Source organism: Streptomyces sp. CWNU-52B (assembly GCF_047444975.1).
Taxonomy (GTDB): Bacteria; Actinomycetota; Actinomycetes; order Streptomycetales; family Streptomycetaceae; genus Streptomyces.
The window spans coordinates 258,433-272,547 of sequence record NZ_JBLFJV010000001.1; the positions used below are offsets into that span (position 1 = coordinate 258,433).

The following is a 14,115-nucleotide window of genomic DNA, read 5'->3' on the forward strand; positions in this document are numbered from 1 at the left end:
CCCCCACCGGACCCGCGGACGGAAACCCGCGGCCCGAGCGGAGTGCTACCGCTGCTCCACCGGGATGAAGTCGCGCTCGACCACACCCGTGTAGATCTGCCGCGGGCGCCCGATACGGGATCCGGGCTCCTTGATCATCTCGTGCCACTGGGCGATCCACCCCGGCAGGCGGCCGAGGGCGAACAGGACCGTGAACATCTCGGTCGGGAAGCCCATGGCCCGGTAGATCAGACCGGTGTAGAAGTCGACGTTCGGGTAGAGGTTGCGCGAGACGAAGTACTCGTCGGAGAGCGCGTGCTCCTCCAGCTTGAGCGCGATGTCCAGCAGCTCGTCGGACTTGCCGAGGGCCGAGAGGACGTCGTGCGCCGCGGCCTTGATGATCTTGGCGCGCGGGTCGAAGGACTTGTACACCCGGTGGCCGAAGCCCATCAGGCGGACGCCGTCCTCCTTGTTCTTCACCTTGCGGATGAAGGAGTCGACGTCGCCGCCGTTGGCCTGGATGCCTTCCAGCATCTCCAGGACCGACTGGTTGGCGCCGCCGTGCAGGGGGCCCCAGAGGGCGCTGATGCCGGCGGAGATCGAGGCGAACATGTTCGCCTGCGACGAGCCCACCAGACGGACGGTGGAGGTCGAACAGTTCTGCTCGTGGTCCGCGTGCAGGATGAGCAGCTTCTCCAGCGCGGAGACGACGACCGGGTCGGGCACGTACTCCTGCGCCGGGACCGAGAAGGTCATGCGCAGGAAGTTCTCGACGTAGCCCAGGTCGTTGCGCGGGTAGACGAACGGGTGGCCGATCGACTTCTTGTACGCGTACGCGGCGATCGTCGGAAGCTTCGCGAGCAGCCGGATCGTCGAGAGGTGGCGCTGCTGCTCGTCGAACGGATTGTGGCTGTCCTGGTAGAACGTCGACAGCGCGGAGACCACCGACGACAGCATGGCCATCGGGTGGGCGTCACGGGGGAAGCCCTGGAAGAACCGCTTGACGTCCTCGTGGAGCAGGGTGTGCTGCGTGATCTCGGTCTTGAAGGTGGAGAGCTCGTCGACCGTGGGCAGCTCGCCGTTGATCAGCAGGGAGGCCACCTCAAGGAAGGTGGAGCTCTCCGCGAGCTGCTCGATCGGGTAGCCGCGGTAGCGGAGGATGCCCTGCTCACCGTCGAGATAGGTGATGGCGGATTTATATGCGGCGGTGTTCCCGTACCCGCTGTCGAGCGTCACCAGACCGGTCTGGGCGCGGAGCTTGCCGATGTCGAAGCCCTTGTCGCCGACGGTGCTGTCGATCACCGGGTAGGTGTACTCGCCGTCGCCGAACCGCAGTACTACAGAGTTGTCGCTCACGTCATCCCTCACCGACGTTGTGCCTCTTCTTCGAGGTGCCCTGACTGTTCTCTACCATCCCCCATTTGGCGCAGGAGAGTGCACTCGGGGTCGACCATTGGGCCTAGCGGCGGCACTGAGTGCCGCCAGCTTGCTCATCCTGCCCGCTTCCTCCGCCTTCCGAAAGTGGCGTGTGACGTTTCCGACTCGTTTGATCGATCATTTGTTACTCCGGGGGTTCCCTGCGGGTTCCCTGCGGGGCTTGGGCAGGGGTGTCGTGCGGGTCGGTGGGGGCTTGGCGCGCAGTTCCCCGCGCCCCTGGGTGGGTGGGGGCTCGGCCCCGGTGTTGGGTGCGGGGTCGGTGGGGGCTTGGCGCGCAGTTCCCCGCGCCCCTGGGTGGGTGGGGGCTCGGCCTCGATGTTGGGTGCGGGCCCCTGGGGTGAGTGGGGGGCGGCGTGGGGTTTTTGGGGGCGCGGGGAACTGCGCGGGCAGCCCCCTGCGGGCCGCGCGGGGGCGTATACGTATACGGCCTCGGTCGGCGGGTCACTCCGTGGGGCGGCTGCCGGACAGGCGGAAGGCCAGTGCCGTGCAGCGGCGGCCGGCGGACACCGTGCGCACCGCCTGGCCGATGGCCTTTCTCGAACCGACCAGCACCACCAGCTTCTTCGCCCGGGTGACCGCCGTGTAGAGGAGGTTGCGCTGGAGCATCATCCAGGCCCCCGTGGTCACCGGGATGACGACGGCGGGGTACTCGCTCCCCTGCGAGCGGTGGATCGTCACCGCGTACGCGTGCGCCAGCTCGTCGAGTTCGTCGAAGTCGTACGGGACCTCCTCGTCCTCGTCCGTCAGGACCGTGAGGCGCTGGTCGTCGAGGTTGAGCGAGGTCACCACTCCCACGGTGCCGTTGAAGACACCGTTCTCGCCCTTCTCGTAGTTGTTGCGGATCTGGGTGACCTTGTCGCCCACCCGGAAGACCCGACCGCCGAAACGCTTCTCGGGCAGGTCGGGCCGGGCCGGGGTGACGGCCTGCTGGAGCAGACCGTTGAGCGCCGCCGCACCCGCCGGGCCGCGGTGCATCGGGGCCAGCACCTGTACGTCACGGCGGGGGTCGAGCCCGAACTTGGCCGGAATCCGTCGCGCCGCCACATCCACCGTGAGCCGCCCCGCCTCCTCCGTGTCGTCCTCGACGAAGAGGAAGAAGTCCTTGAGCTGGTCGGTGACCGGGTGCTGTCCCGCGTTGATCCGGTGGGCGTTGGTCACCACGCCCGACTGCTGGGCCTGCCGGAAGACCCGGGTGAGCCGCACCGCGGGGACGGGGCCGCGCTCGGCGAGCAGGTCGCGCAGCACCTCGCCCGCGCCCACACTGGGCAACTGGTCGACGTCCCCCACGAAGAGCAGGTGCGCGCCCGGGGGCACCGCCTTGACCAGCTTGTTGGCGAGCAGCAGGTCCAGCATCGACGCCTCGTCCACGACCACCAGGTCGGCGTCGAGCGGACGGTCCTTGTCGTACGCCGCGTCGCCGCCCGGCCTCAGCTCCAGGAGCCGGTGCACGGTCGACGCCTCCGCGCCGGTCAGCTCGGCGAGCCGCTTGGCGGCCCGTCCGGTCGGCGCCGCCAGCACCACCTTCGCCTTCTTCGCACGGGCCAGCTCCACGATCGAGCGGACCGTGAAGGACTTGCCGCAGCCGGGCCCGCCCGTGAGCACGGCGACCTTCTCGGTGAGGGCGAGCCGGACCGCCTGCTCCTGCTCGGGCGCCAGCTCGGTCCCCGTACGCCCCTTCAGCCAGGCCAGCGCCTTGTCCCAGGTCACGTCCCGGAAGGCGGGCATCCGGTCCTGGTCGGTGCGCAGGAGCCGCAGCAGCTGTGCAGACAGGGAGAGTTCGGCCCGGTGGAAGGGGACGAGGTAGATGGCGGTCACGGGTTCACCGCCGTCCGTCCCCGGCACCCGCTCCCGGACGACCCCGGGCTCCGCACCGTCCTCGCCCGGGGCGGCCAGCTCCGCCAGGCACTCGATGACCAGGCCCGTGTCCACCTGGAGCAGCTTCACCGCGTCGGCGATCAGCCGCTCCTCCGGGAGGAAGCAGTGGCCCTGGTCGCTGGACTGCGAAAGGGCGTACTGCAGACCGGCCTTCACCCGCTCGGGGCTGTCGTGCGGGATGCCCACGGACTGGGCGATCTTGTCGGCGGTGAGGAAGCCGATGCCCCAGACGTCGGACGCGAGGCGGTAGGGCTGGTTCTTGACGACCGAGATCGACGCGTCCCCGTACTTCTTGTAGATGCGCACCGCGATGGACGTGGACACCTCGACGGTCTGGAGGAAGAGCATGACCTCCTTGATCGCCTTCTGCTCCTCCCAGGCCTCGGCGATTTTCTTGGTGCGCTTGGGACCGAGCCCGGGGACCTCGATGAGCCGCTTCGGCTCCTCCTCGATGATGTCCAGGGTGTCAAGACCGAAGTGCTGGGTGATGCGGTCGGCGAAGACGGGCCCGATGCCCTTGACCAGCCCGGAACCGAGATAGCGCCGGATGCCCTGCACCGTGGCGGGCAGCACCGTCGTGTAGTTCTCGACGGTGAACTGCTTCCCGTACTGCTGATGGGAACCCCAACGGCCCTCCATCCGCAGCGACTCGCCCACCTGGGCACCGAGCAGCGCGCCGACGACCGTGAGGAGATCACCGCCACCGCGCCCGGTGTCGACCCGGGCGACCGTGTATCCGTTCTCCTCGTTGGCGTACGTGATCCGCTCCAGCACACCTTCCAGAACGGCCAGGTTCCGCTCCCCGCTCCCACTCCCAGCCTGCGTGCCCACCCGCGTCCCCGCTCGCATCCCCGCCTGATCGGACATGGTCCGACGCTACCGCCCGGGTGTGACACCGCGAGCCGGTCCACGGACCGGAGGACGCCGGACCGCTCCGGCGGTCCCTGCGCTCAGCCGGCGGCGAAGTAGTGGCCGTTGTCCAAGCCGGCGAGCAGGCCGGGCTGAGCGGGTTCCCAGCCGAGGGTCCTGCGGGTGATGTCGTGGGACGCCGGGTAGGTCTGCGTGACGATGTTCGCGAGGAACCCGAAGTATCCCGGCACCATCAGTACGTCCGCGGGAACGCTCACGACGGGCAGGCCCAGACGGCTGCCGATGGCCTCGGCGATCTCACGGAGCGGAATGGCCCCGTCCGCGACCGCATGCCAGTTTTTGCCGGCGGGGCCCTCCTCCAGCGCCAGGCGGAACAAGGAGGCGACGTCGCGGGCGTGCACGGCGTTCCACAGGTTCGTGCCGTCGCCGGGGTAGCCGACGTAGCCCTTCTCCTTCGCGAGCGCGATCAGCTGCACGAGGAAACCGGCTCGATCGGTCGTGCTGTGCGCGATGTTGGCGATCCGCACGACCGAGGACCGCACTCCCCGCTCGGCGAGGCCGATCACGGCGGTCTCCACGACGTTGCGCACCCGCAGGGTGCCCTTGTGCTCGTCGCCGCCGGGAAGGGCCGGGTCCTCCTCGGTGACCGGCCGTCCCAGGTTCCCGGGCGAGCCGATACTCCCCGCCACGACCAGCGGCTTGCCGGTTTCCGCGAGTGCCTCGCCGTACGCGAGCATGATCGGCAGTTCCGCGGCGGCCACGGCGTCGAGCCCACCGGACGGCAGCAGGTCCTGCCGGTGCGCGACATGGACGACGCCGTCGGACTCCGCGGCCGCCGCCTTGAGCCCGTCGAGATCCTCCAGGCTTCCGCGCCGCACCTTCGCGCCGAGCGCGGACACCGCCGCCGCGGCCGTGTCCGACCGGGCCAGGCCGGTGACCTCGTGCCCCGCCGCGATCAGCTCGGGGATTATGTACGAACCGGAATGGCCCGTCCCGCCGGTGACGAAAACGCGCATGCTGCTGCTCCTCGTGTCCTTTTGAATCATGTGGCATGAGAATTGAATGACGTGGCGTGGGAAATGGAGATGCTGGGGCTGATGCCGGTGCGCTCGGCTGAGAATTCCGACGCCGAGAGAGAAGTCGGCGTGCTTCACGGAATGGGCGACGAGGCCCAGTATCAGCAGGCCGGTGTCCAGCGTCCGCGCCTGCCTACGGTACGACGACGGCCCCGGCCGGGGCGGTGTCTGCCGTCCCGGCCGGGGCGCCGGCGAGCGTCCGGTCGGCCAGAGCGCGGGCTGTGTTCCCCGGGCCGACAATGCTGACGCTGCTCATGTGGGTGCCTGCTTTCCGGAGCCGGACAGAAACCTGAACCAATTCACGAATCGCCGAATTCATTTCGAGTCATCGGGTCATCGGGTCATCGGGTTCTTGTTCAGGCTGTCATCGCGCCGAGCAGGCGTCCAAGACCTGTTTCGACCGTGGTGATGCCCTGGGGGCATCACCTGTCCTACCTCCGGCCTCCCGGGTCAGGCCAGGGGCTCGTGGTTGACCCAGATCGCCTTGTACGGGCGGCGGGCCTGCCAGCCTGCGATGAACTCGCCGACGCCGGGGAGGGCGAAGGCCGCGCCGAGGGCGTCGAGGTCGGCCAAGCCGAACTGGACGACCGCGGACGCGACGGCCACCGGGGCGTGGTCGTCGGCGGGGACGGGGAGGTGGTGGCGGGCGGCGAAGAACTGGAAGGCGCCGGTGTCCATGGTCAGTTCTTCAAGGCCCTTCAGGTACTCGTCGAGCTCGTCCGAGGGAATCGGTTCGTCGAAGGCAACGATCATCGTGTGGTGAATCATGCCTCGATTGAACTGGGGGTTCTCCGTCAAGTCCAAGGCCGGGAAGTTCTTGATTCATTCCGATGGGGAATGGATCGGCACGGTATTCTGGCGGCATGGCCGAGCTGGAGACCCGCGAGCTGGAGTACTTCGCCGCGCTCGCCGAGGAGCTGCATTTCGGCCGGGCGGCGCGGCGGCTGGGGATCGCGCAACCCGCCCTGTCCAAGGCGGTGCGGCGACTGGAGGACCGGCTCGGGGTGGTGCTGGTGGAGCGCTCCAGCCGACATGTCGCCCTCACGGCCGCCGGGGAGTCGCTGAAGTACCACGGCCGGCACGCGCTGCTCGCTGTCGGGGCCGCGGCCGAGAAGGCCCGCCGGGCGGGTGAGCGGGAGACCCGGCTGCGCCTGGTGATCAAGCCCGGCGGGGACGCGGATCTGCTGTCCGGCATCCTCGCCGCCTACTCCCACCGGCCCGGCGCCCGCCAGGTGGACATCCTGTTCGGCGGATCCACCGACCGAGCCGATCATGTGCGCGACGGCCGGGCGGACGTGGCGTTGTTGTACGTGCCTTTCGACGACCTGACAGGGCTGGATCACGAGACCCTGGTGGTCGAGGGCCGGGTGGCGGTCCTCCCGGTGGGCCACCGGCTCGCCGGCCGCAGCGAGGTGACGCTCGCCGATCTGGCCGGCGAGCCGCTGCCGCACTGGAAGGGCGTACGCGGCAACGGGGTGCCCGGCTTCGAGCCCGTCGCCGAGTTCGGCTCGGAGACCGGTCCCGAGATCGCCGACGGTGCCGAGCTGACGCACATGGTCCTGCTGGGGCGGACGATCGCGGTGCTGCCGCGTTCGCTGGCCCGACCGCGGCATCCCGGGCTCGTCCACGTCCCGGTGGCGGACGCGCCGCGCAGTGAACTGGTCCTCGCCTGGGGGCAGGAGGACCGGCGGCGACTGGTCGCCGACTTCGTCGCCTCCGCGGTGGAGTCGACACAGAGTTGAGCCCACACCGTCGGCATGGCCGCGTTTCCTGCTGAATCGGTCGCTGGCCCTTGATTGACGTCGCTAAGTGTCGACACTTATCGTGTCAGTGGCGTAGGCGACCGGCGGCGTACGCAATCGGCGGCACGCCACCCGAGGACGATCGAGGCCCGCATGAGCGAGAAGCACCAACAGGGGCGTCAGCAGGGACATCAGCAGGAGCAGACCGGGCACTCTGCCCCCACCCTGCCCCTCCAGGCGTGGGCCCACCGTCAGGGGAAGGTCGACATGCGCCCCCTGGAGCAGGCCGATTTCGGTCCGGAGGCGCTTGCCTCGCGTGCCCAAATCGCTGACGCCTTCTACCGGTTCGGTATCGCGCACGACGAGGCCCGTATCGACGTCGTGGTGTCGTGCTTCACCGAGGACACCGTCTTCGAGGTCGCCCAGGGCCAGGCCGAGCCCTTCACCCGGTTCCACGGCCGGACCGAGCTCTTCGACCGGCTCACCCGAATCGTCGCCGAACAGGGCGACCAACGGCGGCACGTGATCAGCAACGTCGTGGTCGACGAACTGGACCTCGCCGCGGGCACCGCCTCGGCGCTGGCCTTCAGCGTCGTCACCGTCGCCGCGAACGGCCTGAGCCTGGGCGCCAGCGTGCTCTACACCGCCCGCCTGCGCCGCGAGCACGACGGCTGCTGGCGGTTCAGCCACTTCTTCATCGGCATGGACTCCTACGCGGGCACCAAGCCCGCGGCGGGCGAGCGTCATGCGCCGTGAGAACTGCGTGACCAGGAACCACATAGAGGTGTGGCACCAGCGGACCCTGCCGACAGCCCCCGAACGGGTCACGTTGTGGGCGGTGTTGCGTGGCTCTCTCCTGCCGCTCCTGGTCTGGGCCGGCGTCGCGTGCTTCGTGTACTTCGTCTACGCCCCGGTCGTGGCGGTGGCCCTCGGCGGGCTCTTCGTGTTGTCGTTCATCGTGGGGTTCGGGCTCCGCCGCAGGGCCAGGCACTCTGTCCGCTGCAGCGTCTACGGCGCGATGGGCGGCGTGCTCGACAAGTCCATGGCCGGGTTCTGAGGCGTCGCGGAGCATCGTGGGGCATCGCGGCGAAGGCGGCCCCGGGATGCAACGGCCCGCCGCTGTCAGGAGGTCGCCGGGCCGCAGCCGTTGTCCGTCGCGTTGTGGCGCCGGTAGACGCGTGCTCCGTCGACCGTCGTCTCCAGCCGGTATCCGTCGGTCAGCAGGCGGTGCAGTTCGGGGTAGTGGGTCAGGTCGTAGGGGGTGCCGGCGGAGTCGTCGACGACGGCGCAGGGAGGGGTGGCGGCCAGTTCGCGGAGGAGGACGGGCCAGGTGCCGGGGACGGCGTGAGTCCGGCCGACGGTGTGCGGATCGCCGCCGCCGCTGTAGTTGGTGAGCAGGCCGGCGGTGAGGTAGCGGCTGGCCGGCGGGCGTTCCGCCTGCCAGTACACCTCCGGATGCATGCTCCAGGCGAAGACGGGCTGCCCCGGTTCGGTGAGGTCACGCACCACGCGGGCCACGGCCAGCGACTTGGCCATGTCCGGCTCTTCGGCGCGGAAGGCCGCCGTTGTCCAGCCCGCGGCCACCATCAGCGCGGACAGCGTGACGAGGACACTCGCGCGGGGGCGGCCGGTCCGGACGGTCCGGCCGAACCGGTCGACTCCGCGCAGCGCCAGCAGTGCCAGTGGCGGGACGAGTTGGAGGAAGTAGTGCCCGTAGTAGTGCCAGCCCACCGAGACCCCCGCCGCCGAGGCCACCAGCCACACGACGAGGACGCGGTCCGCGGCAGGGGCGGGGGCCGGAGAGGTGGCAGGAGCGGGAGCGGTGGCGCGGACCTGCGAGGGGCGCGGTGGCGTGCCGCGATTCGCCCTCGGCAGCAGCACGAGCGCGGCACAGCCGGCGAACGCCGTCATGAGGTGGCCGAGGTTGCCGGTCGCATGGCCCAGCACCTCTCCCCATCCCGGGGGCGATGTCGCGTAGGAGCCTGACGAGAACAGCACCCAGAAGGCGAAAGGGCGCCAGCCGAGCAGCGCGGCGCAGCCCAGGAGCGGCAGGGCCGTGCCCACCGCGAGCCGCACCGCGCCGCGTCGTCTGCCGGCTCCGGTGAGCGCCATGAAGGCCAGCGGCAGCAGCACGGCCAGGCCGACCTGCTTGGTCAGCGCGGCGACGGCCACGGCCAGGCCGGCGGTGAGCCACCGGCCCTTGACTCCGTAGTACACCGCGGCCGCGGTCGCGGGCAGCATGAAGATCTCGAAGGTCGCCGCCATCGCGTCCGGCGCCGGCAGGGCAGCCGAGGCGGCGACGGTCAGCACGCCCGCGGGCAGCGCGGCCCAGGGACCGAGCAACCGCCCGGCGAGCCGTGCGGTGTACACGGCGGTGAGACTCAGCGCGCCCACCGCGAGGACGCGTACGAGGAACAGGGCATGGTCCCCCGCCAGCGCCAGGCACGCCTCGTACAGCCAGGGCAGGAGCGGCGGCTTGCGGTCCACGACGTCCACGTACAGCCGTCCGCCGTCGCGGAGCATCGCCGCCTGGGTGCTCAGGTACCCCTCGTCCGGGCTCCAGAAGGGACGGGCGAACGAGGGCAGGCGTACCAGGGCCGCCAGGAGGGACAGGCAGGCGACGAGGAGCAGTGGGCTGTCCCGCGGGCGTGCCGGCGACCGCGTCGTCCGTGGAGCGCGCGCCGCCACCGTGACGGACGCGCCGCTCCGCGCCGGGCGATGGAGATCCGTGAAGACGGTCGGCATCGACGACTCCTCATGACGGGCAGCGCTGGACAGCACTGGTCAGCGCTGGTCTCCACTCGCCACCCTCAGTCCACTAGATACTTAGTGGACTGAGTATTAGAGTCGACCGAGAGAGCTGTCAACAACGACCTTTCGATGAGGTGAAAGTGGGGCCTGTTCTGTGGACCTGCCTCGTCCGGACCCAGCCGGTGGCTCGGTGGCCCCGGCCACCGGACCACTGGGTGACATAGTGGAGTGGTGGACTTTCGAATCGAACGGAACACCGGAGTGGCCCCCTACCAGCAGATCGTCCAGCAGGCGAAGCAGGCACTGCGGCTGGGCCAGCTCCTGCCCGGGGACAAGCTGCCGTCGGCCTCAGAGGTAGTGGCGGCGACGGCCATCAACCCGAACACCGTCCTGAAGGCCTACCGCGAGCTGGAGCGCGAGGGCCTGGTCGACACCCGCCAGGGCCGCGGAACGTACGTACGCGCCTCGCTCGCCCAGCCCGGCACCGCCTCCGGCTCACCGCTCCGCGACAGCCTGCGGGTGTGGATGGCATCGGCACGGGCGGCCGATCTCGACCGCGAGGATGTGGCCGCACTGCTGGCCGCCGAACTCGACACGTTCTTCCCTCGGCCCGCCGCGAAGCACTGACCACGGCACGGCACGTCAAGGCACGACACAGCACGGCACGGCACGGCACGGCACGCACACCGAGGAACGATGCCCTCACCGCCTTCACCCGATCGACACCCCACCGACCCCACCGATCCCACTGACCTCACCGACGCTGCCGAACTTGCCGTCGAGGCAGCGGGGTTGGGCATCCGGCACGGGCGTGAGTGGACGCTGCGCAACGCGGACTTCCGCGTACCGCGCGGGCGCGTCGCCGCGCTCGTGGGCCCCAACGGCGACGGCAAGAGCTCGTTGCTCGCCGTCGCCGCCGGGCTACGCCGGCCCACGGAGGGCACGATCCGCGTACTCGGTCACGCGCCGGGCGACCACGCGGTGCTGCCCCGGGTCGGCGTACTGCTCCAGGACCGGCCACTGCACAAGGGCTTCACCGTCGCGGAGACGCTGCGGCTGGGCCGCCTGCTCAACCCCGGCTGGGACCAGGAACTGGCCGCTTCGGTCATCGCCGAGGCGGACGTCCCGCCGCGCGCCAGAGTGGGCCGGCTCTCCGGGGGACAGCGCAGTTGTGTCGCTCTCGCCCTCACCCTGGGCAAGCGTCCTGACCTGCTTCTCCTGGACGAACCGATGGCCGACCTCGACCCACTGCGCCGGCACGCCATGACGGCCGCACTGATGACGTCGGCTGCCCGGTACGGCACCACCATCGTCATGTCGTCGCACATCCTCGCCGAGCTGCACCTGATCTGCGACTACGTGGTCCTCATGGCGCACGGGCGCATCCTGCTCGCCGACGACACCGACTTCGTGCAGGCCGCCCACACCCTCGTCACCCACACCCACACCCACCCCCTCGACGGCGACGGCGACGGCGACAGCACCGCCCTGCCGCCCTCGTTGCGGAACGGCACGGTGATCGAGAGCCGCACCACCGGTCGCCGGCTCACCGCGCTCCTCCGGTTCGCCACCGGGGCGGACGGCGCCGCGACCACCGCCCCGCCCGCCCTGGACGAGATCCTGCTGGCCTACCTCCGCAACCCCGAGGCGCCACCCCTGCTCGCCCCCGACGAGACGGCCCGGCCATGACACCCACACCCACACAGGCAGCGGCAGGGGCAGGGGCCGACGCAGACACGAGGGCAGCGACGGTGACGGGACTCATCTGGCCGACCTGGCGGCAACACCGCGCGGCCTACCTCCTGTTGCTCGCCCTGGCCTGCGCCGCCGGGGCATGGGCGGTGTGGCAGCATCACGTACTCGTCACCGACATCCGCGTCTACGGCGAGACGTGCACCCGCAACGACGGGTGTCATCCGGGCGAGGAGGTACCGGGCGGCGCTCGGTTCGTCCAGGACCAGGCGCACACGGCGCTGCGCTGGCTGCCGCCGGTGATCGGCGTCTTCCTCGGCGCCCCCTTGTTCGCCCAGGACCTGGAGAGCGGTACCCACCGGCTGGCCTGGACGCAGTCGTGGAGCCGTCAGCGGTGGATCGCCACGAAGCTGGCCACCGCCGGTCTGGTGGTCTCCCTCGGCGCCCTGCTGCTCACCGTGCCGGTCACCTGGTGGTGGCACAGCATCCGGGCCGGCCGCGCCGGCGACGGCGACACCGGGGCGGCATGGCGCGCCGCCACGCCGCAGACCGACTGGTCCTACCTCCCCTACACCGGACCGGCAGGCATCGCGCACCTCCTGCTCGCTCTGGCGGCCGGCGCGGCCGTCGGCCTGCTGCTGCGCCGTCTGCTGCCCGCGGTGGCCGTCTCCGCCGCCGTCGTGGCCGGTCTGCAGCTCGCCCTGGACCGGGTACGTCCCCACCTCCTGCCCGCGACGATCAGACGCCACGCGGACCCGGCCACCCCGGAGCCGTTGGTCAACGGCTGGCATCTCGGTCAGGGTTTCGTACGCTCCGACGGCAGCCTCTTCACCACCCCGAAGAGCATTCCGTGTGAGGGCGAATCCTGGGAGGAGTACGCGCGCTGCCAGGGGATCACGGGCTCCTACAGCCGTGACCTGCGCCCGTCCCAGTTCCTGCCTCTGCAGTGGATGGAGACAGGGATCTGTCTGGGCGCGGCGGCGCTGCTCGTCGCTCTGTGTCTGTGGTGGGTGCGTCGCATCACGACGCAGTAGCAGGCGCCGTTCAGCGACCTCGCGCACGCCCCTGCGCACGTCCTCGCGGGCATCCCCGCAAGCGGCCTCGTCGGCTCGCTCGGTCCGTCCTGCGGGTCACGCCTCCGTAGCAGCCGATCTCGCCGGACGTCCAGGGTGGCCCGGTGGTCGATCGGACCGCCTCAACTCTGCCCGTGAGGACGCCACTTGTGCCCCCGAGGCCCTGGTGCCGCCTCGTCGCACTCCCGTAGCGTGTTCAATTTGCTCGATCAGAGCCTGCACAACCCAGGGAGCCAGCGATGTACGCACGCGAAGACCCGGCCCGGACGCGTAGGGGGACATCTTCCCGCCCCCTCCCCCGCCAAAACGCCGACGCTGCTTCGTCCGGGGCGACTTCGATCCTGAACCTCCAGCGGCTCGCGGGCAACGCGGCCGTCGCCCGCAGCCTCTCCGGGTCGAACAGCAACGCCCCGCTGACGATCCAGCGCGCCGGAGGGTACGACGACGGCACCTACCGCGGCCGCAACCGCGAGCGGCGCCGTCTGGAGGACGAGTGGGACTCGGTGATCGACGGCAACAGCACGCACCAGGCCGAGCACCCGATCCTCTACTCCGCCGCCGCCCCCCGTGCCCGTACCCGGGTGCCCCGTGGCCAGGCGGGAGCGGTCGGCGCCCACGCCCGAGCCGTGGAGAACGACCTCCCGGCCTACTACGAGGGCTATGACGACCACCGGGCCCACGACGGCACCGGCACACGCCGCCGGGACCGCATCGGTACGACCGGTATGACGCAGCGGCAGTACCGCGACGCGCAGACCGAAGCGCTGGAGATGCACAACAACCCGGCCAACGCCATGCACATGAACATGATGGGGTACGCCCATCAGCCCGGATTCCGCAACGCGCCGCGCACCGCGGCCGTCGAGCAGTCCGACGACAGCTACAACCACATGCTCCGCAGCGGCCGGGGCAGCGCGCCGTACTTCGACAGCAGCGGCCAGGTGCGCAGGACACGGCCGCTGATGAACTACGAGCGGGCCGAACTCGAAGCGGGACGCCGGGTCGCCCGCACCGGTCGCTACCCGGACGAGCACGAGCAGGACGCCACGATGCGGAGGCACGGTGCCCGCTCGTACCGGCTGCGCTCCGGGCGGACCAACGACTTCGAGTCGCTGACCAGTTACCCGGACCTCGGCAGCGACCGCAGCGCCAGCCCTCAGGAGCTGGACACGTCCTACCGTCAGCGTGATCCGTCCCGTCGGCGCAGCCGTTCCCGGGGCAGGGTGAGCCAGCGGGAGCAGCTGAACCTGCTGGCCCGCGGCGAGACGTTCGACGGGGCGGACTTCGCGACCAGCTTCGACGGCGGCGGTTACGACGACGAGCGGCCGGGCCGGTCGCGGCAGCGCAGCCAGTCACGGCGCCGCATGGCCAGCCGGTCACGCACCCGCGCCTCCTCCATCGCCCCCGACATCAGCGACGCGTACAGCTACGGCGGCCACGACGACGGCTACGAAGAGGAGCGGCCGGGCCGGTCCCGGTCGCGGTCCCGGCGCAATCAGTCGCGCCGGCGCATGGCCAGCCAGTCGCGCCACCGCTCGTCGTCGATGTACCCGGACGTCTCCGACGGGTACAGCTACGGCGGCGGCGCCTACTAGAACAGGTCCAGGTCTCTTCCAGAAC

Annotated in this window: 13 protein-coding genes; 7 read left to right on the plus strand and 6 right to left on the minus strand. The window is 70.5% G+C overall.

Going from position 1 to position 14,115, the window contains the following annotated elements:
- Positions 1-45: 45 nt before the first annotated feature.
- The 5 genes from ACLVWQ_RS01090 to ACLVWQ_RS01110 form a co-directional block, all read right to left on the minus strand.
- On the minus strand, positions 46-1,335 hold the full coding sequence (locus tag ACLVWQ_RS01090) for a citrate synthase (protein WP_414106133.1): 1,290 nt from the start codon (positions 1,333-1,335) through the stop codon (positions 46-48).
- Between the two features lie 522 nt (positions 1,336-1,857).
- On the minus strand, positions 1,858-4,158 hold the full coding sequence (locus tag ACLVWQ_RS01095; protein ID WP_414106134.1) for an ATP-dependent RecD-like DNA helicase: 2,301 nt from the start codon (positions 4,156-4,158) through the stop codon (positions 1,858-1,860).
- An 83-nt stretch (positions 4,159-4,241) separates the two neighbouring features.
- Positions 4,242-5,177: an SDR family oxidoreductase gene (locus tag ACLVWQ_RS01100; protein ID WP_414106135.1), complete on the minus strand. Its 936-nt coding sequence runs from the start codon at positions 5,175-5,177 to the stop codon at positions 4,242-4,244.
- Between the two features lie 193 nt (positions 5,178-5,370).
- Positions 5,371-5,493, minus strand: a complete 123-nt coding sequence (locus tag ACLVWQ_RS01105) for a hypothetical protein (RefSeq protein WP_414106136.1) — start codon at positions 5,491-5,493, stop codon at positions 5,371-5,373.
- Between the two features lie 194 nt (positions 5,494-5,687).
- Positions 5,688-6,005, minus strand: a complete 318-nt coding sequence (locus tag ACLVWQ_RS01110) for a hypothetical protein (protein WP_414106137.1) — start codon at positions 6,003-6,005, stop codon at positions 5,688-5,690.
- A 95-nt stretch (positions 6,006-6,100) separates the two neighbouring features.
- Between ACLVWQ_RS01110 and ACLVWQ_RS01115 the strand changes: the two genes are divergently transcribed.
- The 3 genes from ACLVWQ_RS01115 (at position 6,101) to ACLVWQ_RS01125 (ending at position 8,036) form a co-directional block, all read left to right on the plus strand.
- Positions 6,101-6,979, plus strand: a complete 879-nt coding sequence (locus tag ACLVWQ_RS01115; protein WP_414106138.1) for a LysR family transcriptional regulator — start codon at positions 6,101-6,103, stop codon at positions 6,977-6,979.
- A 153-nt stretch (positions 6,980-7,132) separates the two neighbouring features.
- The gene (locus ACLVWQ_RS01120; protein ID WP_414106139.1) at positions 7,133-7,735 is read left to right on the plus strand and encodes a nuclear transport factor 2 family protein; all 603 of its coding nucleotides are present in this window, start codon (positions 7,133-7,135) and stop codon (positions 7,733-7,735) included.
- 7 nt (positions 7,736-7,742) lie between these two features.
- Complete coding sequence (locus ACLVWQ_RS01125; RefSeq protein ID WP_414106140.1) at positions 7,743-8,036, plus strand: hypothetical protein; 294 nt, start codon at positions 7,743-7,745, stop codon at positions 8,034-8,036.
- Between the two features lie 65 nt (positions 8,037-8,101).
- On the opposite strand, the gene ACLVWQ_RS01130 is transcribed toward ACLVWQ_RS01125, so the two are convergent.
- The gene (locus tag ACLVWQ_RS01130) at positions 8,102-9,724 is read right to left on the minus strand and encodes an ArnT family glycosyltransferase (protein WP_414106141.1); all 1,623 of its coding nucleotides are present in this window, start codon (positions 9,722-9,724) and stop codon (positions 8,102-8,104) included.
- Positions 9,725-9,961: 237 nt separating this feature from the next.
- Here ACLVWQ_RS01130 and ACLVWQ_RS01135 point away from each other — a divergent pair, with 237 nt between their 5' ends.
- The 4 genes from ACLVWQ_RS01135 (at position 9,962) to ACLVWQ_RS01150 (ending at position 14,090) form a co-directional block, all read left to right on the plus strand.
- On the plus strand, positions 9,962-10,357 hold the full coding sequence (locus tag ACLVWQ_RS01135) for a GntR family transcriptional regulator (RefSeq protein WP_414106143.1): 396 nt from the start codon (positions 9,962-9,964) through the stop codon (positions 10,355-10,357).
- Positions 10,358-10,426: 69 nt separating this feature from the next.
- A complete protein-coding gene (locus ACLVWQ_RS01140; protein ID WP_414106144.1) occupies positions 10,427-11,419 on the plus strand; it encodes an ABC transporter ATP-binding protein in 993 nt (330 codons plus the stop codon).
- Positions 11,420-11,481: 62 nt separating this feature from the next.
- Positions 11,482-12,456: a cell wall protein gene (locus tag ACLVWQ_RS01145; RefSeq protein WP_414106146.1), complete on the plus strand. Its 975-nt coding sequence runs from the start codon at positions 11,482-11,484 to the stop codon at positions 12,454-12,456.
- 278 nt (positions 12,457-12,734) lie between these two features.
- Positions 12,735-14,090: a hypothetical protein gene (locus tag ACLVWQ_RS01150; protein ID WP_414106147.1), complete on the plus strand. Its 1,356-nt coding sequence runs from the start codon at positions 12,735-12,737 to the stop codon at positions 14,088-14,090.
- The last annotated feature ends 25 nt before the right edge of the window (positions 14,091-14,115 follow it).